The sequence below is a fragment of the Ruegeria sp. BE10 genome, assembly GCF_056538905.1.
Genome location: NZ_JBQFTX010000001.1, coordinates 791,416 through 812,175, shown reverse-complemented (window position 1 = coordinate 812,175; position 20,760 = coordinate 791,416). Strand labels below are relative to the sequence as shown.

Genomic DNA, 20,760 nt, shown 5'->3' with positions numbered 1-20,760 from the left:
TTTACGCCCTGCGGCGGCGTTTTGCGTTTCCAGAACATCAAGACAAAGGACGTTCCATGTTCAACAAGATCCTGATCGCCAACCGGGGTGAGATCGCCTGCCGGGTCATCAAGACTGCACGCAAGATGGGTATCGGCACAGTTGCCATATACTCGGACGCGGACAGACAAGCGTTGCATGTATCGATGGCGGATGAGGCCGTACACATCGGCCCGCCGCCCGCGAACCAGTCCTATATTGTGATCGACAAGGTGATGGATGCCATCCGCCAGAGCGGGGCGCAGGCGGTGCATCCGGGTTACGGTTTTCTGTCTGAAAACGCCAAATTCGCCGAGGCATTGGATGCCGAAGGCGTGGCTTTTGTGGGTCCCCCGGTTGGTGCGATTGAAAGCATGGGTGACAAGATCACCTCGAAGAAAATCGCGCAGGATGCGGGTGTTTCGACTGTTCCCGGTTATATGGGCCTGATCGAAGACGCCGATGAGGCGGTGAAGATTTCGAACGAAATCGGTTATCCGGTCATGATCAAGGCCAGCGCCGGTGGCGGCGGTAAAGGCATGCGGATCGCGTGGAGCGACGAAGAAGCGCGCGAAGGGTTCCAGTCCTCCAAGAACGAGGCCGCGAATTCGTTTGGCGATGACCGGATTTTCATCGAGAAATTCGTGACCCAGCCGCGCCATATCGAGATTCAGGTACTGTGCGACAGCCACGGCAACGGGATTTATCTGGGAGAACGCGAATGCTCGATCCAGCGCCGCAACCAGAAAGTCGTGGAAGAAGCCCCGTCGCCCTTCCTTGACCCCGAAACCCGCAAGGCGATGGGCGAACAAGCTGTCGCTCTGGCCAAGGCTGTGAACTACGCCAGCGCGGGTACGGTGGAATTCATCGTGGATGGCGACAAGAACTTCTACTTCCTTGAAATGAACACACGCCTGCAGGTGGAACACCCAGTGACCGAGTTGATCACCGGCGTCGACCTGGTCGAACAGATGATCCGCGTTGCTGCGGGTGAGCCTCTGTCCATCACGCAGGACGACGTGACCCTGACCGGCTGGGCCATCGAAAACCGTCTGTATGCTGAAGACCCGTATCGCAACTTCCTGCCGTCGATTGGCCGTTTGACCCGCTATCGCCCGCCGCAGGAAACCGCAGCTGGCCCGATGCTGGACAACGGCAAGTGGCAGGGTGATGCGCCCAATGGTGAGGCCGCCGTGCGCAATGATACCGGTGTCTATGAGGGCGGCGAGATCAGCATGTATTACGACCCCATGATCGCCAAGCTGTGTACCTGGGCCCCGACCCGTGAAGCCGCGATTGAGGCGATGCGTGTAGCGCTGGACAGTTTCGAGGTCGAAGGCATCGGTCACAACCTGCCGTTCCTGTCCGCAGTGATGGATCACCCGAAATTCGTCAGCGGCGATATGACAACGGCCTTCATCGCCGAAGAATATCCCGACGGGTTTGAAGGTGTAATCTTGCCCGAGGCCGACTTGCGTCGCATCGCGGCCTCATGCGCGGCGATGCATCGTGTTGCTGAGATTCGCCGCACCCGTGTTTCGGGCCGCATGGATAATCACGAGCGTAAGGTCGGAACCGATTGGACCGTCACCCTGCAAGGTCAGGATTTCGAACTTGCCATCGAGGCGGATCATGACGGGTCAACGGTTACGTTCACTGACGGTGCAGTGATGCGTGTTGCATCAGATTGGACACCGGGCGAACAGCTTGCGTTGCTAGATGTAGACGGCGCTCCGCTTGTTCTGAAGGTCGGCAAAATCTCTGGCGGCTTCCGTATTCGCAATCGAGGGGCTGACCTGAAAGTTCATGTCCGTACACCGCGTCAGGCAGAACTGGCCAAGCTGATGCCCGAGAAGTTGCCACCTGATACCTCGAAAATGTTGCTGTGCCCGATGCCCGGCCTGATCGTGAAGATCGACGTCGAAATAGGTCAGGAGGTTCAGGAAGGTCAGGCGCTTTGTACGGTCGAGGCGATGAAGATGGAAAACATCCTGCGCGCCGAGAAGAAAGGCGTGGTAGCCAAGATCAACGCAGGCCCCGGCGACAGTCTGGCCGTGGACGACGTGATCATCGAGTTCGAGTGATCATGTCCGCGCGTTCGTCATATATCCAAATGGTCCCGGCGTTTTGCGCCGGGTGCTTTGGGCGTGGCGAATGCGTTCAGCCGCCCTGGCGCCGCTCGCGAATCTCGCGTTCGCGCAAGGGGGTTTTGTCGATGGACCGGCCGATTTCACGCACGCTCCATGGGGACGGTTTGCGCAGTTTGACCACGCCGTCCTTGTCGACGAATACCATTTGGAACCCGCGAGGCCGCAACTGCGACCGGATCGGAGACCGCGCCGAAGGGTCGGTGTCGGTCAGCACGACCACATCACGGTCGCGCATCGCTGCCTCGCCTTCGATCAGCATATCGATCTGTTGCTGGAACCGCGGGTCGGCTGGCGTGTCGGCAAAAACGACGATGGGCCGTTTGACCCAAAGAAACTCACTGAGATCACTGTCACCAGTAGGGCGAACAAATTCGTCTTCCACCGGTGCGGACCCGTCGGCAGCCAAGGCGGCCAGCGGGAATAGTGCCGAGAAAACAAGGGCAAGCGTTCGTATCATGGGGCCTCCTGTTGAATTGAATATAGCCCCTGCGTCGGTGAATGCGACCGGCGAATTGCATCAAAGGTTCAAAATTTTGCGTAAAGCGCTGTCTGAACCAACCCGTCCGAACACCACAACGCGCAGGCCAGGCCCCAGCGCGACCCGAATTAAAAAAAGGATATCGCTATGACCGATACGAAAGACTGGCACGCGCTAGCCGAAAAAGAGCTGCGCGGGCGTCCGTTGGAGGATCTGACGAAAGAGACGTTGGAAGGCATCGACGTCAAACCGCTCTATACGCAGGAGGACACTGCCAATCTTCCGCATATGGGATCGTTGCCCGGTTTCGGTCCGTTTACGCGCGGGGTGAAGGCGACGATGTATGCGGGGCGGCCGTGGACAATTCGCCAGTACGCCGGGTTCTCGACGGCCGAGGAATCGAACGCTTTTTACCGCCGCAATCTGGCTGCGGGCCAACAAGGCGTCTCGGTTGCTTTCGATCTGGCGACGCACCGGGGCTATGACAGTGACCACCCGCGCGTGGTTGGCGATGTCGGCAAGGCTGGTGTGGCCATCGACAGCGTTGAAGATATGAAAATCCTGTTCGATGGCATCCCGTTGGACAAGGTCTCGGTATCGATGACGATGAACGGTGCGGTGATCCCCATCCTTGCCAGTTTTATCGTGGCGGGCGAAGAGCAGGGGCACGACAAATCCGTCCTGTCGGGCACCATTCAGAACGACATTCTGAAAGAGTTCATGGTGCGCAACACATATATTTATCCGCCCGATCCTTCGATGAAGATCATCTCGGATATTATTGAATTCACGTCGAATGAGATGCCCAAATTCAATTCGATTTCGATCTCCGGCTATCACATGCAGGAAGCCGGAGCGAACTTGGTGCAGGAGCTGGCCTATACTTTGGCGGACGGGCGTGAATACGTACGCGCCGCAACGCAGGCCGGGATGGACGTGGACAAATTCGCAGGACGCCTGTCATTTTTCTTTGCCATAGGCATGAACTTCTTCATGGAGATTGCCAAACTGCGTGCCGCACGCACCTTGTGGCACCGGGTTATGACCGAGTTCGGAGCAAAATCCGAGCGGTCGAAGATGCTGCGCACCCACTGCCAGACTTCTGGTGTGTCGCTTCAAGAGCAGGACCCTTACAACAACGTGATCCGCACCGCCTATGAGGCGATGAGTGCGGTTCTGGGCGGTACCCAATCGCTGCATACCAACGCGCTGGACGAGGCGATTGCGCTGCCCACCGATTTCTCGGCACGTATCGCGCGGAATACTCAGTTGGTACTGCAGGAAGAAACCGGCGTGACCGATGTGGTCGATCCGCTTGCCGGGTCCTACTACATCGAAAGCCTGACCAATGAACTGGTCGAAAAGGCCTGGGCATTGATGGAAGAAGTCGAGGAAATGGGCGGTATGACCAAGGCCGTGGCCTCGGGCATGCCGAAACTGCGGATCGAAGAAAGCGCCGCCCGTCGTCAGGCGATGATCGACCGGGGTGACGAGGTTATCGTCGGGGTCAACAAATACCGCAAGGAACAGGAAGACCCGATCGACATCCTGGACGTCGACAATGTCGCCGTGCGTGAGGCTCAGGTGGCACGTCTGGAACGCATTCGCGCCACTCGCGACGAAGCTGCGTGCCAACAAGCGCTGGACGCACTGACCAAGACCGCCCGCGAGGGCGGCAACCTGCTGGCTGCTGCGGTCGAGGCCGCTCGCGCCCGCGCATCCGTAGGAGAGATCAGCATGGCAATGGAGAAAGAATTCGGCCGCCACCGCGCCGAGGTGAAGACTTTGGCCGGTGTCTATGGCGCGGCTTACGAAGGTGATGAGGGCTTTGCTGCGATCCAGAAATCCATTGAGGAGTTCGCCGAAGCCGAAGGCCGTCGCCCCCGTTTGCTGGTGGTCAAGATGGGGCAGGACGGGCATGACAGGGGTGCCAAAGTCATCGCCACAGCCTTTGCCGATATCGGGTTTGACGTGGACGTTGGCCCGTTGTTCCAAACACCTGCAGAAGCTGCGCAAGACGCAGTTGATAACGATGTGCATGTGGTTGGCATTTCCTCGCAAGCCGCGGGGCACAAGACACTGGCGCCGCAACTCGTTGAGGAACTCAAGAAAGCCGGGGCAGAGGACATCATTGTGATCTGCGGCGGCGTGATCCCGCAGCAGGATTATCAGTTCCTTTATGACCATGGCGTGAAGGCGATCTTTGGTCCGGGAACCAATATCCCCGAGGCCGCGCAGGATATCCTGCGTCTGATCCGAGAAGCAAAAAGCTGAGGCCCGCCAAGATTTTTCGCCGAAAAATCTTGTGATTCAACGCCGTTGGCGAAAACATGCGACCAGATCCATCGGGATCTGGTCTTTTTTTGTTGGAGGCAGCGTACGTGTTACTGGATCATTTGGCCGTTGCGGGCGAGACATTGGAAGAAGCCTCGGCCCATATCGAACAGGCATTGGGAGTGCCACTGCAGGCGGGCGGTAAACATGATGCTTTCGGCACGCACAACCGGTTACTGGGTTTGCGGGAAGAGCTCTATCTCGAGGCCATCGCAATTGACCCGCAGGCACCAAAACTAAAGCGCACACGGTGGTTCGATCTGGATCGACTTTCTGGCCAGCCGCGCCTAACAAACTGGATATGCCGGGTCTCAGATATCCAGGCCGCACTGTCCATATTCCCAGATGGCGTAGGCCAACCAATTGACCTGACCCGAGGCGCGCTGAGGTGGCAAATGGCGGTCCCGCCCAACGGGCGGCTGCCATTCGACAATCTGTTTCCTGCGCTCATTCAATGGCACGGCGATTTACACCCGGCGCGTATGTTGCAAGACAGTGGATGCCGCCTGAGACGTTTAGTGGTCTTTCATCCTGACGCTTTGGATCTGGCGCGGTTGCTGGGTAATCTGGAAACCGTGGTATTCGATACCGGTCCGGCCGCCTTGCGGGCCGAGTTCGAAACCCCGTATGGCCCCCGCGTGCTGGAATGAAAATACGGCGCGCAAAGGTCGCGGACGCCGCCTCAATCGCGGAAATTACCAACACGATCATCCGCGATACGCTTGTGACCTTCACCACGGATGAGCGCAGCGTCGAAAGCATCGCTAAGGATATTGTTTCTCGTGGGGACGGCTATTGGGTTGCGGGAAAAGGCAAGCAAGTTGTGGGTTTTGCCACCTACGGCCCATACCGCTCCGGGCCAGGTTACGCGCAGTGCCGCGAGCTTACGATCCAATTGGCACCTGATGTTCGGGGGCAGGGGGGTGGGAGGGCATTGATGGCGGCGCTTGAGACCGCCGCCCGGGTGGAAGGTGTGCATGTGCTGGTGGCCGGGATCTCCTCGGCGAATCCTGGGGCGGTCGCATTCCACGCGGCGCTGGGGTTTAAGCAAGTCGGGCACATGCCAGAGGTTGGATTCAAATGGGGCAAACGGTTGGATCTTGTGCTGATGCAGAAAATTATTTCCTCTGACCCACCTGTCGTACCTGACAGTCGCGATTTCGGACGCTAGGGTGCGCCCATGTCGATCTGGACCCGCATATCCGATGCGCTAAGTGCGCTTGCCCAGGGTGAAAGCCTTACGGACGTATTTGAAAAACTGCGCACGCCGCCGGAACGCTCGGTTGCGTTTGCAATTGCCGTGATCGCGCTGGGTGCGAAGATGGCAAAGGCTGACGGGCAGGTGACGCGGGATGAGGTCACCGCCTTTCGCGATGTCTTCCAGATTGCCCGCGATGATGAGGCCGGTGCCGCACGTGTTTTCGACATGGCCCGGACGGACGTTGCCGGTTATCAGGACTATGCCCGCAAGATTGCCCGCATGTTTGCCGATGACGGCACCACACTGTGCGACCTGATGGAGGGGCTGTTTCACATCGCCATGGCCGACGGGTTCTATCACCCAAACGAGAACGAATTTCTGGAACAGGTCAGCCGCATTTTTGGTCAGACCGACGCGCAGTTCCTGGCCTTGCGTGCCCGCTTTGTGCCTGACGCACCCAATGACCCTTATACCGTGTTGGGAGTGCCGCACGACATGCCGCTGCCTGAAATCCGCAAGATTTGGCGGCAACTTGTTCGTGATACCCATCCCGACGCGATGATGGCCCGCGGCGTGCCCGAGGAAGCCATCCGTCTGGCCGAGAAAAAGATGATCGACATCAACCGCGCCTGGGACGAGATCAACGGCGCACAGGCGTAGGCGAATGCGGTTGGCGACCTACAATATAGAATGGTTCGCCAACCTGTTTGACCGCAATGATAATTTGGTCGTCAATGATCGCTGGTCCGGTCGTCACAACGTCACCAAAGCGCAGCAGGTCGAGGCCATCGCCAAGGTTCTGACGGCAATTGACGCGGATGCAGTTTTGATTGTCGAAGCCCCCAATTCCGGGAAATCGCAGGACACCATCCGTGCTTTGCAGAATTTTGCCGAGGCGTTTGATCTGCGCACCTCACACGCGGTGATGGGGTTTCCCAACGATACCCATCAAGAGCTGGCGCTGCTTTACGATCCGAATGTGCTGCAAGCGCGGCACGACCCGGTTGCGGGCAACGATGCGGCCCCCAGGTTCGACGACGTGTTCCATATCGACCTCGATATCGATGCGACCGAGGATCTTGTGCGTTTTTCCAAACCCCCGATGGAACTGGCGGTGCAGATCCGATCCGGCGCGCAGCTTCGCCTGATCGGGGCGCATCTGAAATCCAAGGCCCCGCACGGGGCGGGATCGCGGGATGAGGCGATCCGCATCTCGATCGCGAATCGCCGCAAGCAACTGGCGCAGGCCGTGTGGCTGTCTCGGCGTGTCAAAGCGCATGTCGAGGCCGAGGAACAGGTCATCCTGCTGGGCGATTTGAACGATGGGCCGGGGCTGGATGAGTTTGAACACCTGTTTGGCCGATCCTCGGTCGAAATTCTGCTGCAGGCCGGATTGTTTGACCCGCATGCTGCGGGGACGGACGCAGAGCCGTCAACCGCCCGGTTTGCCCGCGAGGGTGGGCAGTATCTTGAGGCGCTGCTGGACTACATCATGGTCAGTGAAAACCTGCGCGCCAAACGTCCGGCGTGGCGTATCTGGCACCCTTTCAAAGACGCAGGCCTTCGTGCGTCAGAGGACTTGCATCAGGCCTTGTTGACCGCGTCCGACCACTTCCCCGTTACTCTGGATATCGCGTTGTGACCTTTTATCGACGGAAGGCTCTGCTTATATTCTTTGACATGAAACATCTCATTGCGATCTGCGCGTTATCGGTCGCGCTGGCCTTGCCCGCACATGCCGAGGAAGATACCGGCAAATCCTTGATGGAGCAGGGGGCCGAGCTGTTCTTTGAAGGTTTGCGCAAGGAAATGGAACCCGCGCTGGAAGACTTGCAGGGGCTGGTCAGCCAATTTGGCCCGGCAATGCAGTCATTCTTTGAAGAGATGGGCCCAGCCCTGGCCGAACTGGCGGGTGAGATCGAGGACTGGAGCGCCTATGAAGCGCCTGAGATATTGCCCAATGGGGATATCATCATCCGCAAAAAGCCTGAGGATCAACCAGAAGAGCCCGAGCAAATCGAAGAAGAAGCCGACGGAGCGACGGAAATCTAACCTCGGATAGTGACGTGAACCTCTGACTTTAGGGCATTCGCCAAGGAATTCAGGCGCGCTTCGGCCACCTCACTGAACAATGGTTCTCCGGCTTTGGGCAGCCGCAGTTCAAGCTGACGCTTTTTGGGATAGAAACGCAGCGTGCCCATTTTGACATCGTGGTGCATCCACAGCATGGCGCCAAAGCGCATGGCCTTGCCCAGAATTTCAGCCTGTTTCTGATCTTTCTCGTCCAGCAGTTTGTAAAGCGGCTCGAACCGGTTGCCCTCGCGTTTGTTGCGATAACGGTGTTGCAGGGCGAGGCCGATAAAAACCCGTTCAGAATGTTTCAAACCGCCCAGATTGGCGCGGGTAACATTGTCGAAACAAATCTCGGCCCGGTAATCGGGATGGGCGCGCCAGCTGACGTCGTGCAGCAGGCAGGCAGCCTTGATCAGGCGTACGCGTGCCTCTGGAGCGGATTTGAACAACGGCATGACAAAATCAAACAGGTGTTTGCCAAATCCGGGCAGACGGGCATCTTTGGCTTCGGAGAAGTAGCTGGCTTCGATCAACGGGTCACGGTCGCGCAGGATCTGCGGCATTTGCTCGTACAGCAGCCCCTCGCGGATGCCATAGCTTGAGATCGCGATGTCCTTGGGTTTGAAGGTGCGGATCAGCCGCGCCAGAACGTCCATCGCATAGGGGATTAGCGCCATGCGGGAACTAGACACGCCCGCCTGACTGCGCAGCTGATCCGGATCACCTTTTTCGATGAACTTTATGGTCTCACGGACTTGTTTTGTGGTCATCCGGTATTCATGCAGCACGTTCAGGGGATAGCCACGGCGCAGCATGTCCAGACGTGCAAAAGCACGCCAGCTGCCGCCCACCAGAAACAGGCGATCCCGCTGCGGTCCCAGCTGATCCCGCAGTTCTTCCATGGTGGCCTTGATATGGGCCTTGCGCGCGCGCCGCCCGCCCTTGATATCGCGTAGTTTCAATGGCCCCAGGGCCGAGGTCAGACGGCGCCCGACCTGACCGTCGCCAATCTCGGCCAGTTCCATGGATGAACCGCCAATGTCGCAGATCAGGCCATAAGCCCCGGGCCAGCCCAGCAACACACCCTGCGCGGACAAGCGCGCCTCTTCACCGCCGTCTATGACCTGAACGGTCAGACCGGTTTCCGAATGAACCTGATTGCAAAAATCCGGTCCATCCTTGGCTTCGCGCACCGCCGCAGTGGCGACAACATGCAGGCCCGGTAGGTCCAGATCATTGGCCAATTGCTGAAACCGGCGCAAAGCGGACAGCGCACGCTTGCGTCCGCGCGGGTTAAGAAACCCGGATTCCGACAGGCCCGCACCCAGCTCGCACATTATCTTTTCATTGTAGAAATAAGCCGGGGATCGCGCGGCCCCGTCAAAGATTACCATCCGGACCGAGTTCGATCCAACATCGACCACGCCCACCCGCGACAGGGCGCGGGCCTCGGGGTTGTCGAACAAGGGTTTGCCGAACGATCCCCAGTCCGGGATTTTGGCTTCTGCGATCTGATCCATGTCTTTTCCAGATATTCGGGTGGCAGAATGCGAAATCGCAGTGTGCGGGTCAATTGTCGGATGCGACATCTGTCATGTCCGCGTTTAGCACCCGGATCGCAAGAGCACGGGTGATTTCCCGCTTTTCCGACAAGGCCAGACGATCCAACCGGGCTACGACCTCGGCTGCGGTCTCGAACCGCCGATCCATGTGCTTGACGAGATAGGCAATCACGTCTGGTCCGGGATTCAGTTGGCGGTCGACAAACAGCTTGGCCAGAACGGCCCCCAAAAGGGCATCGTCCGGTGGGTCCAGCGCCACGTGATGCGCCCCTTCGATCCGGCTTTGCAGATCGGGCAGTGGCAGTTCCCACAGCTTTGGCGCTAACCGCCCGGTCATCAACAACGCATGGCCTTCTGCCAGCACCAAGTTGTGCAGGTGAAACAGGGTTTTCTGCTGATCGAGGTCGCCTGCGACCATCGGAATATCTTCGACCGCTATCGGAGTGCTGGCCAAGGCGGGCACGTCTTCGTACCGCACATCGCGGGCCTGAATGATCCGCCCGCCGGTTTCGGCAGCCCAGACATGGGCCAGATGCGTTTTGCCAGACCCGGCAGGGCCGCTGAGGACCAGCTTGTTACCGGGCCACGACGTCGCCGAGATCATCGCAACGGCCAGCGCATTGGCGGGCGAGACAAAAAAATCCTCGCGGCCTAATGCGGTTTTGGCCGGTAGATCAAAGCTGAGTTGTTGGGCCATTTATTCGTCTTCCTGCTTCAACCCGTCGAGGCCGGTATACAGGCGGCTGTCCAGATAGATTGAGGTCAGGAACCGGGCGACCACGCCCAGCGCTGCGGCAACCGGAACAGCAACCAGCATACCCACAAAGCCGAACAGCGCGCCAAAGACGGACAGGGCCAGCAGCAGCCAGACAGGGTGCAACCCGACCGAGCTGCCAACCAGCTTGGGCGTCAGGAAATTGCCCTCGGTCACCTGTCCCAGCGCGAAGATGCCTGCCACCAGGCCGATATGAAGCCAATCGCCCCAGAACTGAAACAGCGCAAGGCCGATAGCCAACGTGCCGCCAATCAGGGCACCCAGATAGGGGATGAATGTCACGAGCCCTGCGATGAAGCCCACGATCAGGCCGAATTGCAGACCAACGATCATCAGCGCAACGGCGTAATAGGTGCCCAGGATCAGACAGACGGTTCCCATACCGCGGACGAATGAGGCAAGAACATCGTCAATCTCACCCGCCAGCCGCTTGATCGTTGGGGCGTGGTCACGAGGTAGCAGTTCTCCTATGCGGGCTATCATACGATCCCAATCTAACAACAGATACACGGCGACCACCGGCACGATGACAAGCAGAACCACCACGTTGATGGCTGATCCCAGCGAAGCGGCGACGGATTGCAGAACGTCTCCAGTTTTGGATTGCAACGTCTCGCCCAGCGACACAAGGAATTGGTGAGAGCTGGATTCGGTATCCAGCAGGGATGGGAATTGTTTTTCGATGAAGCCGCGCAGTTCTTTAAGCAGACTGGGCATAACTTCGACCAGATCGATCAACTGGGTGATCAGCGCGGGCACCACCATCAGCACCATCAGCACAAATCCCAGAACGCCGACAATGGTGATAATCCCTGTCGCGGCCATTCGCGACAACCCCAAGTTTTCCAACCGGTCTGCAATTGGATCAAGGAAGTAAGCGATTGCTCCGCCAATCACAAAGGGCAAAAGAACGTCGCCAAGTGCCCACAATAGAAGCACAAAAACTACAGCGGCTATGCCCCAGTACCTGAGCTGATCCTTCACCGGCAAAGCCATGGCTGTCCCCTTGTTTTCGGCTCTTGCTAGTGTTCTTGGCGCATGCAGCCCCATGATGCAAGCGCTTCATCGCCCGTACATTTCCCGGGCGCTAATCGCTGAGCGTGCCCAGTTCAGGCGTGGCGTCATGGGCGGCCTCGTCCGGCCAGTTGGTACGCCAGATTTCCGCAGACCAATGGCCGCAATGTACCGCGGGCCGATCAAAGCCGGGCAGGGGGTCGACCAGAGGTGTAACCACCACGTCATGGCGGGGCACGGCAAAATAAGGAAACGAGTAGCGTTCCTGTCCCGAGCGATTCACCACCCGATGCGGCGTAGATTTCAGCCGCCCGCCGGACCACAGCTCCAGCATATCCCCGATATTGACGACAAACCCGCCCGGCGGGCAGTCAGGGCTGATCCAGCCGCCATTGCGGGTTTGCACTTCAAGGCCGCCGACGGGATCAGGGGCGATGATGGTCAGGGCATCGGTGTCCTTGTGGGGATGAATGCCATAGCCGCCCTCATCGGGGGCTTGAGGCGGATAATGCAGCAGAGTCATGTTGGTCATGGGATCGCGGAAGGCGTCCCGCAATTGGCGCGCGGGCAGGCCCAATCCTGTTTCCAACGCACTCAGCAAGGCATCTGCAACGCGGTCGAGTTGGGACCAGTAGTCAAGGATAATTCCGCGAGCGTCTGGCACCTGCGACGGCCAGACATTCGGGCCGTACAAGGCACAATCGTTGCGGATCGGCGCATCGCTGGCGACCTCATGGTGCAACTTGTAGCCTTCGTATTTGTCCGCCTTGCCAGACCCGTCATTTGGGGTGAAGAACCCCAGCGGGATGAACCCGCGATAATTGTCGCGGGTGATGGCCTGATCCCACTTGGCACCTTCTTCAACGTCAAAGATGGCCTGCACACAGGCGCGCATGTTTTGAACCGTGTCAGTGGGTATGTCGGTTCCGGTGATCGACAAAAAACCGATGTCAGTGCAGGCGCTGATGACCTGCTGAACGGTCTGCTCATAATCCGCATGGGACGCATTAAACAGCGGGGCGATGTCTATAGTGGGAATGCCACCCATCAGTGAACCCTGACGCCTTGGCGGTCAAGTTCAGCATGAACCGGGGCTAGGTTCAGCCCATGCAAGTCCTGATTGCTCTTCAGAGACAGGGCGGCTGCAATCCCGGCACCCTGACCCATGACCGCACAGCAGGACATATTGCGGGTGGCGGCATGGGCCACCTTGTCCGCCCCGTGCGACCGGCCTGCAACCAGCAGACCCTTAACGCCTTTCGGCAGCATCGAACGGTAGGGCACATGCATATACCGGCCCGTGGTCGGCAGGATCAGGATGCCATAGCCGTCGATGAATTCAGGATAGATGCCGATCGTATCCTCGAACCGACCCTGATGCCGGGCGTCGTCCTCGGTCATATTGTAGATCGCATCGATCTTGCGGGTGTCGCGAATGCCGATGGTCATGCCGAAATTCCGCAGACGCGCGTTTTCGCAGCCGGGCATGAAACGGCGCAGCGCCTCGATGGCTAGCATTGACTGTCGACGGCCCTCGATCTCGCCACGGGTCAGGCTATCGGGATCGGTGCCGTCTATCCCGTCCATATGGATCAGGTTCATATAAGTCAGCTCACCCGTATCGTGGACCGCGCCCCAAGTGCCGGCGATGGTGTTCAGATGCGGTGGGATCAGACCCTGTTCGATGGCTTGCTGGAACGGTTTCTTGACGAAGGGTGAGAACATGTCGTCCTCTTTGCCACTGGTTTCAATGTTCCACTCGCCACCGCCGCCCCAGTCCTTATAGGTCTGCGGGTCGGCCTTGACGCCCTCCATAAAGGCGCGCTTGTCGACGCCTGCCAGATGGAACATGACCGAAGCGGCCATCATATCCTCGCGCGCGGTCTTGTAGGTGGGCGCGCCTGCGCGATGGGCTACATCCGCGTCCCCGGTGGCGTCGATCACTACCTTGGCCAAAATCGCCTCACGCCCAGCTTTGGATTCGGTGATGACGCCGGTGATCCGGTCACCATCCATGATTGGAGCAACGAATTGACGGTGCAACATTGGATGCACCCCGGCCTCTTCGACCAGCTTGTCAGCAACCAGTTTGAACCCTTCGCTGTCCAACTCATAGCTGAGCGACTGGCTTTCTGGCACCGCTGCCCCCATGTCCCGGGCGCGGGTTTCAAATTCCAGACCAATGCCGCCTGCTTCGACGGTTTTCTCATGGCGGTACCAAGCAAATCCTTCGACACCCACGGCGGTGATATTGCCACCCATGCAGCCAAAGCGGTCGACCAGAGACACTTCGGCCCCTGCGCGCGCTGCCGCCAAGGCAGCGGCCAGCCCCGCGGGGCCGGAGCCCACAACTAGAACGTCGGTTTTGTGAACGACGGGAATTTGACGGGCGGGTTCCTGAATGGTTTGCATCGGCGCCTCATGGGTTTGCATTTTAGCCACCATTGAAAACCTTGGCTGGCGGGTCAATCAAAATTCCGACCGTCCCGAGGTCGCAAAATAACCAATGGCCGATTGCCCCCGGCGGGGCTTTGGAATAAGGACCTTTGAAGTCGAATTCTCACCCGTGAAGGTCATACAATGCGCCTCAGCCGTTACTTTCTGCCCGTTCTCAAGGAAAACCCGTCCGAGGCCCAGATCGTCAGCCACCGGCTGATGCTGCGCGCCGGGATGATCAAGCAAGCATCGGCCGGGATTTATTCCTGGCTGCCGCTGGGTTTCAAAGTTCTGCGTAAGTTGGAAAATATCATCCATGAAGAGCAGGCGCGCGCAGGTCATATCGCGATCCAGATGCCGATTATCCAATCGGCAGACCTATGGCGTGAATCCGGGCGCTATGATGACTACGGTCAGGAAATGCTGCGTATGAAGGACCGGCATGACCGGGATATGCTGTTCACGCCCACGGCCGAAGAGCTGGTCACCGATATCTTCCGCGGCCACGTCAGCAGCTACAAGGACCTGCCGCTGACGTTGTACCAAATCCAGTGGAAGTTCCGTGACGAGATCCGCCCGCGCTTTGGCGTGATGCGGGGGCGCGAGTTCTACATGAAGGACGGGTATAATTTCGACCTGACCAAAGAGGACGCGCTGCACGCCTATAACCGTCATCTGGTTACCTACCTGCGCACCTATGAGCGCATGGGCCTGCAGGCTATTCCGATGCGTGCTGATAGCGGCCCGATCGGCGGCGACAACACCCATGAATTCCTCGTACTGGCCGATACGGGTGAATCCGAAGTGTTCTATGACAGCGCCGTCACCGACCTGACGTTTGGTGATCGTCAGATCGACTATGACAGCCGAGAGCAGTGTCAGGCCATTCTGGAAGAGTTCACCTCGAAATACGCCCGTACCGATGAAACCCATGACGAGGCGCTGTTCAATCAGGTGCCCGAAGATCGCCGCCGTGTGGCGCGCGGGATCGAAGTGGGGCAGATTTTCTATTTCGGTACCAAGTATTCCGAGGCGATGGGCGCTACCGTTCAGGGCCCCGATGGCAAACCAACGCCGGTCCATATGGGCAGCCATGGCATCGGTGTCAGTCGTCTGATCGGTGCGATCATCGAAGCCAGCCATGACGATAAGGGCATCATCTGGCCCGAGGGCGTAACACCGTTCCATTGCGGTATCGTAAACCTCAAGCAGGGTGATGATGAGGCTGACGCCGCCTGCGACAAACTCTATGGCGCGCTGACCGCTCTGGGTCTTGAGCCGCTGTATGATGACCGCAACGAACGGGCAGGGGGCAAGTTTGCCACCATGGACCTGATCGGCTTGCCGTGGCGTATCACCGTCGGGCCGCGGGGTCTGAAAAACGGCGTCGTTGAGCTGACCTGCCGCCGTACCGGTGAAAGCGAGGAGTTGAGCCCCGAAGCTGCCGTCACGAAAGTTGCCGAAATCTATGAGCAAATCGCCTGAACAGGATCATCGGCCGCTGATCTCGGTCGTCACCGTTACGCGGAACCTGATCGAAGCAGGGCGCGAGGTGCAAGTCCTCGCCGCCCTGGACAGCGTGCAGTCGCAAAAGCTCCGTGACATCGAGCATGTGATCTGGGACGGCCAATCCGATGACGGAACGCAGGACCTGCTGAAAGACACGATTCAGAAATTCTCGGAGTCGGGCGACCCCATTCCTGTGCGGTATTTCTGTGAGGCAGACAAAAGCCTGTATGACGCGATGAACCAGGCGGTTGATCGGTGTCGCGGCGAGTATGTCTTGTTTCTCAACTCGGACGATCTGATTGCAGACCCTGACAGCCTGTTGAGGGTGCAAAAAGCTATCGAGCCCGATAAGCCCGATTTTGTGTATGGTGAAACCGTCTTTTTCGATGATGAGGGCAACCGCCGTCATGCCCGTCGGCTAACCCCGAAATCCATCTTGCAGCGCTTACCATTCGGTCACAATGCGATGGTCCTGAAACGTGCGTTGTTTCAGGAATTGGGCGGTCACGACCTGCAATTCCGTATCGCCGCGGACTATGACATGGTTTTGCGAATGATCCTGTCTGGCCATTACGGCCAGCGGTTGCAGGCCCCAATATCACTGTTTCGGATCGGTGGAGTATCAGCAGACACAGACGCTGCCGGGGCCGAAATGGCCGCATGTTGGCTGAAAAACTACAGTCAGTTCTGCGATCTGTCCGGGTACTCGGACGCGCAGCGCTTTGGGTGGTACAAGCAAGGCCATTTGCCGGTTCGGGTTTCAGGCGCCATTTTGCTGAATTCGCTATCGCAGCCCGCTATCGCGCGTGCCGCGCTTTACAGCCTGACAAAGACGTTACGCCGCAAGGCTCAGTTCTGGCGGTCTTTCTAGGTTCACTGCGGTTCCGGTCGTTCCGTCAGAATTTCACCATCCGCACTGTTGCCGCGTGCTACGACAATCGGACGGCCCAGACGTCTGACCAGATCTTTGTATTCGAACCCTAGAAAGCGTATCCCACAAACCCGTTGATCGGTTGTGCGATCCGTAATGCACAGCCGCCCCTGACGGAATGCCAATCGGTATCCTTTGTCTTTCAGGATATCGGTCAAACTTGCCCAGCTTGCCGCTGTGTCGAAAACAGGGCGAATGACTGCGCGCAACAATGCGGCTGTTTCACAATCCAGTTCTGAAGATGCGTTTCGGACCAAAATCGGGTCCAACAATTCCTTATTACTCTTTACAAACATGAGCGACCCCCGCTCTTAAAATGATATCCCCCTTACATCTAGGGTGACAAAGTTTTAAAAAATAAGCAAAAGGCGAAAGAATATTGCTTAATCAATGTTGCATTTTGAGTTCAGTAACTCACGCAACGGTCCTATTGACTTCATAGCTGAAACAATTGGGGGTTGTCTGTGAAGGGGGTCACAACCAAGGGTGTAATCTGGATCTTTTCTCTCTCCTTTCGCCAGAGCGAACTTCCCGACACCTAGGGTGATTCGTATTGGGCCATGCCAATAAAAGTCGCAGGATTGCCTATCGCCGGGCGGGACGCGCATAACCACCTTGACCATCCCGGCAAATGCCGAAAGGGTCGCGCAAACCAAAAAGCCCCGGAGCAGACATGGCCAAGACGCCCCCGCCCTTTGCCCCATTCGAATGGAAGATCGCCTGGCGATACCTGCGCGCACGCCGTGCCGAGGGCGGTGTCAGCGTGATGACCTGGATTTCACTGATCGGAATTACACTGGCGGTGTTTGCCCTGATCGCGACGCTGGCCGTTCGGTCCGGCTTCCGATCCGAGTTCGTGGGTACCATTCTGGGGGCCAATGCGCATGTCACTGTCTACTCGGCGGGTAATTTCGATGCGCAGGGTAACCTGGACCGCACCATCGCGGATTATGACGGAGTGGCTGAGCGCGTTGCGCAGGTGCCCGGCGTTGAACGCGCCGCGCCCTTGGTCAAAGGGCAGGTGCTGATTACCAATCGCGAGCGCAGCAGCGGGGTTGAGGTCTTTGGCATTCAGCCTGACGACCTGTTGGACCTGCCTGGCGTCGCCGAAAGCGAACAGGCGGTGGGGGATCTTTCCGAATTCCAGAATGGAGAGGACGTTATCGCCATCGGTTCGGGCGTGGCGCGCAGTATTGGGGCAACTGTGGGGGATACGGTCAAACTGACGTCCCCTAACGGGGTGAAGACGGCCTTTGGTACCTCACCTCGTGTGAATGCCTATCGGGTGGTCTATGTCTTCTCGGCCGGGCGCTATGATATCGACCGCACCCGCGTTTATATGCCGTTCGAACAGGCGCAGGGCTTTTTCAACCGCGAGGGCGTTGCGGATGAGATCGAGGTGATGGTTGACCGCCCCGAAGAACTGACACCGATCCTGATCCCTATTCTTGAGGCCGCCGGCGAACGAAGTCAGATCTGGACCTGGCAGGACGCCTCGGGCGGGTTCCTGCGCGCGTTAGAGGTCGAGGACAACGTGATGTTTATCATCCTGTCGATCCTCGTGTTGATTGCGGCGATGAATATCGTCTCGGGGTTAATCATGCTGGTGAAGAACAAGGGGCGCGATATCGGCATCCTGCGCACCATCGGTCTGAGCGAGGGATCCGTACTGAGGGTGTTCTTCATCTGCGGTGCATTCACCGGCATCATAGGCACCGTGATGGGTGTTGTTCTGGGTTGCTTGTTCGCGATTTATATCGACCCGATTTTTTCGTTCGTGAACTACGTCATGGGTGGCGGTGTCTGGGACCCTTCCATTCGCGGCATCTATGCCCTGCCCGCCGAGCTGCACCTGTCGGACGTGTTGAAGGCAATCGGCTTGTCGCTGGGCCTGTCCTTTTTCGTCACCTATTTCCCCGCCCGCCGCGCGGCGCGGCTGAATCCGGTTGAGGCGCTGCGCTATGAATGATGTGACATTGCGATTGAGCGGTCTGACCAAGACCTATCTGAAGGGCACACCGGGCGAGGTTCAGGTGCTGCGTGGGGCCGATCTGGAACTGCACGCGGGCGAAGCGGTGGCGCTGGTTGCACCATCCGGTGCGGGCAAGTCGACCCTTTTGCACATTGCCGGTTTGCTGGACCAGCCGGATGACGGCTCGGTCGAGATTGCGGGTCAGAATGTCAAGGGTAAGGGCGACCGGACACGCACCGCATTGCGGCGTCAGGACGTGGGGTTCGTCTATCAGTTCCACCATCTGCTGCCCGAATTCACGGCGCTGGAGAATATCACCTTGCCGCAATTGGCCAACGGGGTGTCCGAGGCGGCGGCACAAGCGCGGGCGAAGTCTTTGCTGGACCGCGTCGGTGTTGCGCCTCGCGCTGATCACCGTCCGGCGGCGCTGTCAGGCGGTGAACAACAGCGGGTCGCGTTTTGCCGGGCGCTGGCCAACAAGCCGCGTGTGTTGCTGGCGGATGAGCCGACAGGCAATCTGGATCCCGAAACCTCGGATCAGGTGTTCGATGCATTAATGACGCTGGTGCGGGACGAGGGGCTGTCGGCACTCATCGCCACGCATAACATGGAACTTGCCGCGCGGATGGACCGCAAGCTGCGGTTGGAGGGCGGTTTACTCAGGCCAGTTGAGTGATCGCAACGCCCGCGGCCATCACGGCGATCCCACCTGCGCGTATCCATGTCAGTGGCGTGACTTGCGCGCCGAAAAGTCCGAAGTGGTCGATGGCTGCCGTGCTGATCAGTTGCCCGAGTAAAACGAAGAACACCGCATTACCGACACCGAAATGCGGTGCGACATGGGTGATGGATAGGACGTAAAAGGCGATCAGGACACCGGCCAATAGCAGGTGTTTCGGGGCCTGCGTGACTTTGGGCAGCGCGCCCGTGCCGGTAAAAAGAACCATCACCAGCGTGGATGCTCCGAACGCGATGGCGAACAGGATGACGGCGGCGGTGGTCGGTGATCCGATCAGCTTTCCAAGCGCCGCGTTCAGAGCGGCAAGGATTGGAACGCCAATCCCGGCGGCCAGCATGATAACTGCATATTGTGTCATTGCCCGTACCCATCTGCTTCGTTGATCTGGATCATTGCGCCAAGCCGGCCCTCGGGCAAGCCTGTATATGTCAATCTTGACAGGAGGATGCGATGCCCAGACCCCTAATGACTGCCGTTTCGTTCGGAGTGCTTGTGACCGCTGCGCAGGTCGCGGCGCAGGATGTGGATACCGGGGCCGAGCTGTATCAGCACTATTGTGCAACGTGCCACGGAATCGATGCGACCGGGCATGGGCCGATGGCAGGGATATTGGTCATTCAGCCGGTTGATCTGACCAAGCTGGCCGGAGAAGACGGTGTTTTCCCAACTGCGCGCGTTGTTGCGCGGATTGACGGGCGCGATCCGCTGGTCAGCCACGGTAGCCCGATGCCAGTTTATGGGCCATATTTCGACGGTCAGGATACCTCGATGAAAACACCCGAGGGGCAGCCGATTCTGACCAGCCAGCCGATCGTGGATTTGATCGCCTATCTTGAAACATTGCAGGGCGGGTAACGTCTAACGGCAAATACCTTCGATCTTTGCCTCGCTCCACGGTATCACGATGTCACGCTCACGCGGTTGGGTCGGCAGGGGTGAAATGTCGAAATGCGCGCCCAGCATGTCGTGCAAGCGTTGGGTGCGGGGGGCTTGAGGGTCCAGCGCCCGACAGCAGACATATTCCTCGACAATCGCGCCTTGTTGTTCAAACCCGTAGGATAGGAAGTCGGACGAGGTTTCGATATCAAACAGATAGGGGTCCTTGTTGCCACCATGCTCGGCCGCTGCACGCAAAGGGTGATAGCCTGTGGTTTTCCGGTTTTGCCATTGCCACACATGTGTCAGCTCATGCGCCAGCAGCATTCCGGCGATTAGGTTCATCTGCTCGGGGAAGTCGGACATATAGTCCTCAAGATACCACTCACGCGTGAAATAGACCTTGTTGAACAGGGCTACGGCGGCGGGTTTTGCTGTGACGACCCCTTCGGTCGGGGCTGGCAATATGCGTTCACGGCAGGCCAGACGGGGCCGTTCCTTGCGGTAAAACGTGATTGGCGCGACCGGAGCCCCCTCGACCAGGCGCACCCGATCCAGATTCAGCGACTCGCCCTGAACAGCGGTGGCAAAAGCACGTTCCTGCTCGGTCAGCGGGCGACCGCAGGATGCAAGCAGAAGGAGAACCATCATCAAAATGCGGCAGGTCATGAAGTGAGCCTAGTGTGAAGCAC

21 protein-coding genes are annotated in these 20,760 nt (G+C 58.4%); 12 read left to right on the top strand and 9 right to left on the bottom strand.

Annotated elements, in window-relative coordinates:
• Positions 1 to 56: 56 nt before the first annotated feature.
• On the top strand, positions 57 to 2,102 hold the full coding sequence (locus ACR0M2_RS04035) for an acetyl-CoA carboxylase biotin carboxylase subunit (RefSeq protein ID WP_480704093.1): 2,046 nt from the start codon (positions 57 to 59) through the stop codon (positions 2,100 to 2,102).
• A gap of 76 nt (positions 2,103 to 2,178) precedes the next feature.
• Here ACR0M2_RS04035 and ACR0M2_RS04030 read toward each other — a convergent pair whose 3' ends face one another.
• Complete coding sequence (locus ACR0M2_RS04030; RefSeq protein WP_170360357.1) at positions 2,179 to 2,625, bottom strand: DUF4174 domain-containing protein; 447 nt, start codon at positions 2,623 to 2,625, stop codon at positions 2,179 to 2,181.
• A 168-nt stretch (positions 2,626 to 2,793) separates the two neighbouring features.
• Here ACR0M2_RS04030 and scpA point away from each other — a divergent pair, with 168 nt between their 5' ends.
• The 6 genes from scpA to ACR0M2_RS04000 all read left to right on the top strand — a co-directional run bounded on the left by scpA (position 2,794) and on the right by ACR0M2_RS04000 (position 8,233).
• On the top strand, positions 2,794 to 4,920 hold the full coding sequence (gene scpA, locus ACR0M2_RS04025) for a methylmalonyl-CoA mutase (RefSeq protein ID WP_480704092.1): 2,127 nt from the start codon (positions 2,794 to 2,796) through the stop codon (positions 4,918 to 4,920).
• Between the two features lie 107 nt (positions 4,921 to 5,027).
• Positions 5,028 to 5,630, top strand: a complete 603-nt coding sequence (locus tag ACR0M2_RS04020; RefSeq protein WP_480704091.1) for a VOC family protein — start codon at positions 5,028 to 5,030, stop codon at positions 5,628 to 5,630.
• Positions 5,627 to 6,151 carry an N-acetyltransferase family protein gene (locus ACR0M2_RS04015; RefSeq protein WP_480704090.1) on the top strand — a complete coding sequence of 175 codons (525 nt, stop codon included), beginning with the start codon at positions 5,627 to 5,629 and terminating at the stop codon, positions 6,149 to 6,151. Before ACR0M2_RS04020 ends, ACR0M2_RS04015 begins: the two co-directional genes overlap by 4 nt.
• A gap of 9 nt (positions 6,152 to 6,160) precedes the next feature.
• A complete protein-coding gene (locus ACR0M2_RS04010) occupies positions 6,161 to 6,841 on the top strand; it encodes a TerB family tellurite resistance protein (protein WP_480704089.1) in 681 nt (226 codons plus the stop codon).
• Between the two features lie 4 nt (positions 6,842 to 6,845).
• Positions 6,846 to 7,823 (top strand): endonuclease/exonuclease/phosphatase family protein, encoded by a 978-nt coding sequence (locus ACR0M2_RS04005; RefSeq protein WP_480704088.1) that lies wholly within the window; start codon positions 6,846 to 6,848, stop codon positions 7,821 to 7,823.
• 38 nt (positions 7,824 to 7,861) lie between these two features.
• Entirely contained in the window at positions 7,862 to 8,233 is a 372-nt protein-coding gene (locus ACR0M2_RS04000) for a hypothetical protein (protein ID WP_170374435.1), read from the top strand.
• Here the strand turns inward: ACR0M2_RS04000 and ACR0M2_RS03995 are convergent.
• The 5 genes from ACR0M2_RS03995 to ACR0M2_RS03975 all read right to left on the bottom strand — a co-directional run bounded on the left by ACR0M2_RS03995 (position 8,230) and on the right by ACR0M2_RS03975 (position 14,017).
• The gene (locus ACR0M2_RS03995) at positions 8,230 to 9,774 is read right to left on the bottom strand and encodes a Ppx/GppA family phosphatase (protein ID WP_170548026.1); all 1,545 of its coding nucleotides are present in this window, start codon (positions 9,772 to 9,774) and stop codon (positions 8,230 to 8,232) included. The genes ACR0M2_RS04000 and ACR0M2_RS03995 overlap by 4 nt on opposite strands.
• Positions 9,775 to 9,823: 49 nt before the next feature.
• Positions 9,824 to 10,513, bottom strand: coding sequence for a P-loop NTPase family protein (locus tag ACR0M2_RS03990; RefSeq protein ID WP_480704087.1), 690 nt, complete (start codon positions 10,511 to 10,513; stop codon positions 9,824 to 9,826).
• Complete coding sequence (locus tag ACR0M2_RS03985; protein WP_170360345.1) at positions 10,514 to 11,587, bottom strand: AI-2E family transporter; 1,074 nt, start codon at positions 11,585 to 11,587, stop codon at positions 10,514 to 10,516.
• 91 nt (positions 11,588 to 11,678) lie between these two features.
• A complete protein-coding gene (locus tag ACR0M2_RS03980; RefSeq protein ID WP_480704086.1) occupies positions 11,679 to 12,653 on the bottom strand; it encodes an isopenicillin N synthase family dioxygenase in 975 nt (324 codons plus the stop codon).
• The gene (locus ACR0M2_RS03975) at positions 12,653 to 14,017 is read right to left on the bottom strand and encodes an FAD-dependent oxidoreductase (protein ID WP_170349345.1); all 1,365 of its coding nucleotides are present in this window, start codon (positions 14,015 to 14,017) and stop codon (positions 12,653 to 12,655) included. Before ACR0M2_RS03975 ends, ACR0M2_RS03980 begins: the two co-directional genes overlap by 1 nt.
• Positions 14,018 to 14,185: 168 nt before the next feature.
• Between ACR0M2_RS03975 and proS the strand changes: the two genes are divergently transcribed.
• Both proS and ACR0M2_RS03965 read left to right on the top strand, forming a co-directional pair.
• A complete protein-coding gene (gene proS, locus ACR0M2_RS03970; RefSeq protein ID WP_170360340.1) occupies positions 14,186 to 15,526 on the top strand; it encodes a proline--tRNA ligase in 1,341 nt (446 codons plus the stop codon).
• Positions 15,510 to 16,421 (top strand): glycosyltransferase family 2 protein, encoded by a 912-nt coding sequence (locus tag ACR0M2_RS03965; protein WP_480704085.1) that lies wholly within the window; start codon positions 15,510 to 15,512, stop codon positions 16,419 to 16,421. Before proS ends, ACR0M2_RS03965 begins: the two co-directional genes overlap by 17 nt.
• Before the next feature lie 2 nt (positions 16,422 to 16,423).
• Here the strand turns inward: ACR0M2_RS03965 and ACR0M2_RS03960 are convergent, their stop codons facing one another.
• Positions 16,424 to 16,777 carry a hypothetical protein gene (locus tag ACR0M2_RS03960; RefSeq protein WP_170347997.1) on the bottom strand — a complete coding sequence of 118 codons (354 nt, stop codon included), beginning with the start codon at positions 16,775 to 16,777 and terminating at the stop codon, positions 16,424 to 16,426.
• 377 nt (positions 16,778 to 17,154) lie between these two features.
• Between ACR0M2_RS03960 and ACR0M2_RS03955 the strand changes: the two genes are divergently transcribed.
• Entirely contained in the window at positions 17,155 to 18,450 is a 1,296-nt protein-coding gene (locus tag ACR0M2_RS03955) for a lipoprotein-releasing ABC transporter permease subunit (RefSeq protein ID WP_170395608.1), read from the top strand.
• A complete protein-coding gene (locus tag ACR0M2_RS03950) occupies positions 18,443 to 19,129 on the top strand; it encodes an ABC transporter ATP-binding protein (RefSeq protein ID WP_480704084.1) in 687 nt (228 codons plus the stop codon). Before ACR0M2_RS03955 ends, ACR0M2_RS03950 begins: the two co-directional genes overlap by 8 nt.
• Here ACR0M2_RS03950 and ACR0M2_RS03945 read toward each other — a convergent pair.
• Complete coding sequence (locus tag ACR0M2_RS03945) at positions 19,113 to 19,550, bottom strand: DMT family transporter (protein WP_170348000.1); 438 nt, start codon at positions 19,548 to 19,550, stop codon at positions 19,113 to 19,115. The genes ACR0M2_RS03950 and ACR0M2_RS03945 overlap by 17 nt on opposite strands.
• A gap of 92 nt (positions 19,551 to 19,642) precedes the next feature.
• Between ACR0M2_RS03945 and ACR0M2_RS03940 the strand changes: the two genes are divergently transcribed.
• Positions 19,643 to 20,047: a c-type cytochrome gene (locus ACR0M2_RS03940; protein WP_170348001.1), complete on the top strand. Its 405-nt coding sequence runs from the start codon at positions 19,643 to 19,645 to the stop codon at positions 20,045 to 20,047.
• 3 nt (positions 20,048 to 20,050) lie between these two features.
• Here the strand turns inward: ACR0M2_RS03940 and ACR0M2_RS03935 are convergent, their stop codons facing one another.
• Complete coding sequence (locus ACR0M2_RS03935) at positions 20,051 to 20,737, bottom strand: hypothetical protein (protein WP_170360328.1); 687 nt, start codon at positions 20,735 to 20,737, stop codon at positions 20,051 to 20,053.
• Positions 20,738 to 20,760: the final 23 nt, after the last annotated feature.

Excerpts from the sequence above, each read along its gene's own strand:
- ACR0M2_RS04000 (WP_170374435.1), top strand. The coding sequence starts at position 7,862 with ATGAAACATCTCATTGCGATCTGCGCGTTATCGGTCGCGCTGGCCTTG.
- ACR0M2_RS03955 (WP_170395608.1), top strand. The coding sequence starts at position 17,155 with ATGGCCAAGACGCCCCCGCCCTTTGCCCCATTCGAATGGAAGATCGCC.
- ACR0M2_RS03985 (WP_170360345.1), bottom strand. The coding sequence starts at position 11,587 with ATGGCTTTGCCGGTGAAGGATCAGCTCAGGTACTGGGGCATAGCCGCT.
- ACR0M2_RS03960 (WP_170347997.1), bottom strand. The coding sequence starts at position 16,777 with ATGTTTGTAAAGAGTAATAAGGAATTGTTGGACCCGATTTTGGTCCGA.
- ACR0M2_RS04010 (WP_480704089.1), top strand. The coding sequence starts at position 6,161 with ATGTCGATCTGGACCCGCATATCCGATGCGCTAAGTGCGCTTGCCCAG.
- ACR0M2_RS03975 (WP_170349345.1), bottom strand. The coding sequence starts at position 14,017 with ATGCAAACCATTCAGGAACCCGCCCGTCAAATTCCCGTCGTTCACAAA.
- proS (WP_170360340.1), top strand. The coding sequence starts at position 14,186 with ATGCGCCTCAGCCGTTACTTTCTGCCCGTTCTCAAGGAAAACCCGTCC.
- ACR0M2_RS03980 (WP_480704086.1), bottom strand. The coding sequence starts at position 12,653 with ATGGGTGGCATTCCCACTATAGACATCGCCCCGCTGTTTAATGCGTCC.
- ACR0M2_RS04005 (WP_480704088.1), top strand. The coding sequence starts at position 6,846 with ATGCGGTTGGCGACCTACAATATAGAATGGTTCGCCAACCTGTTTGAC.
- ACR0M2_RS03935 (WP_170360328.1), bottom strand. The coding sequence starts at position 20,737 with ATGACCTGCCGCATTTTGATGATGGTTCTCCTTCTGCTTGCATCCTGC.
- ACR0M2_RS03995 (WP_170548026.1), bottom strand. The coding sequence starts at position 9,774 with ATGGATCAGATCGCAGAAGCCAAAATCCCGGACTGGGGATCGTTCGGC.
- ACR0M2_RS04035 (WP_480704093.1), top strand. The coding sequence starts at position 57 with ATGTTCAACAAGATCCTGATCGCCAACCGGGGTGAGATCGCCTGCCGG.
- ACR0M2_RS03945 (WP_170348000.1), bottom strand. The coding sequence starts at position 19,550 with ATGACACAATATGCAGTTATCATGCTGGCCGCCGGGATTGGCGTTCCA.
- ACR0M2_RS03990 (WP_480704087.1), bottom strand. The coding sequence starts at position 10,513 with ATGGCCCAACAACTCAGCTTTGATCTACCGGCCAAAACCGCATTAGGC.
- ACR0M2_RS04015 (WP_480704090.1), top strand. The coding sequence starts at position 5,627 with ATGAAAATACGGCGCGCAAAGGTCGCGGACGCCGCCTCAATCGCGGAA.
- scpA (WP_480704092.1), top strand. The coding sequence starts at position 2,794 with ATGACCGATACGAAAGACTGGCACGCGCTAGCCGAAAAAGAGCTGCGC.
- ACR0M2_RS04030 (WP_170360357.1), bottom strand. The coding sequence starts at position 2,625 with ATGATACGAACGCTTGCCCTTGTTTTCTCGGCACTATTCCCGCTGGCC.
- ACR0M2_RS03950 (WP_480704084.1), top strand. The coding sequence starts at position 18,443 with ATGAATGATGTGACATTGCGATTGAGCGGTCTGACCAAGACCTATCTG.
- ACR0M2_RS03940 (WP_170348001.1), top strand. The coding sequence starts at position 19,643 with ATGCCCAGACCCCTAATGACTGCCGTTTCGTTCGGAGTGCTTGTGACC.
- ACR0M2_RS03965 (WP_480704085.1), top strand. The coding sequence starts at position 15,510 with ATGAGCAAATCGCCTGAACAGGATCATCGGCCGCTGATCTCGGTCGTC.